The following is a 1,158-nucleotide window of genomic DNA, read 5'->3' as shown; positions in this document are numbered from 1 at the left end:
AAAACGCTTCTTCATGGGGATGTCCTCATGTGGCTTATGAAGACATTACTAACATCGGGGTGTACTAATCAACGGGGAGCAGGTCACCTTCAGTCTGCACATCACTTTTACAACACTTTTGCATCACTTTTACATCATTTATACATCACTTTTACATCATTCCTTCAGCTCATACGTCACTTTCATCCTCTGTGCCATTTGTACATCACCCCCTTCCTGAACGTGCTGACAGCGGGTTTTCCGGCTGCGCCGGCAACGCTTCACGGCCACGCAATAAATTGCGTCCCCGTTCACCGTTTTCGGATGGGAAGAACGCCGGAAACAGGACTTCCCCTGGCTGAATGGTGTGAATTTCCGCGCTATGCACTTGCGCGCATACTCATGCATGCCGTAAAAACAGAGCCTGCGCGTTTCTGGCGGGTTTTCGGGTGGTTTGTTGCCTGTTTTACCGGTTTCCCGTCAGAAACGCCCTGAGAGCCTCTGAGGCGGTGCACGCAACGGATGTTATGGTAAATAGTGTGAAGTGCCGCCTGTAATGGCGGCTTAGTTACCTATTTAACTTTTGCCACTTTAGTCATGAATTCTTTAATGGAAACAATCGCAGTAGCTTTCCCCCCAGGGATACTTGCAGCTGAGAAATCGATGTCTTGATTACCTTCAGTTGTATGTATGCGAAGGCGGCAGTTTTTAGCCGACACCATCTTTTCTAGCACTTCATATGGGATAACAACGGTATTTTTGCTGGATGTGTAGATCGTTTTGGATACAGTATTGTATCCACTGTTACTTAGATTAGTTAGTTGCTGTGCTTTATAGCTAGATATCTTGCCATCAATATTTATATCTATTCCTATGAAACCTAAGTATGCGGAACTTCCATTAGATACATTTGAATTGTAGGAAAGGATCAGCCCTACTTGATCTGGTTGGGAGCTGGACCATATTGCTCCTAACTGAAGTTGTGTTCCCCAAGTGCTGTTCGGGTCGTATAGCGAATTTGGAGAGACATCTATGACAGTTGAGTTGTCAAAAGTGGATGTTTGTTGAGAAACCACACCCATTCCCGCCAGTTTATCCATTGCTGTACAGCCAGAGATGGCTACTACGATCGCAGAAGCAAAAAAAATCTTCCTTATCATTTCGTTATCCTATTTTTTT

The 1,158-nt window shown here is 44.9% G+C and carries 2 protein-coding genes; one reads left to right on the top strand and one right to left on the bottom strand.

The genetic code is table 11. The features are described from left to right. On the top strand, positions 1 to 474 hold a 474-nt coding region (locus BFF42_RS27335), incomplete at its 5' end, for a hypothetical protein (RefSeq protein ID WP_216080633.1). 77 nt (positions 475 to 551) lie between these two features. Here BFF42_RS27335 and BFF42_RS17990 read toward each other — a convergent pair. Continuing rightward, on the bottom strand, positions 552 to 1,139 hold the full coding sequence (locus BFF42_RS17990; protein WP_039060575.1) for a hypothetical protein: 588 nt from the start codon (positions 1,137 to 1,139) through the stop codon (positions 552 to 554). Positions 1,140 to 1,158: the final 19 nt, after the last annotated feature.

This window comes from Shigella sp. FC1661 (assembly GCF_001712525.1).
Lineage (GTDB): Bacteria > Pseudomonadota > Gammaproteobacteria > Enterobacterales > Enterobacteriaceae > Escherichia > Escherichia coli.
This window is presented reverse-complemented; position numbering and strand designations above follow the sequence as displayed.

Bases quoted from the DNA above. Each gene is read 5' to 3' on its own strand.
- BFF42_RS17990 (WP_039060575.1), bottom strand. From the start codon at position 1,139: ATGATAAGGAAGATTTTTTTTGCTTCTGCGATCGTAGTAGCCATCTCT.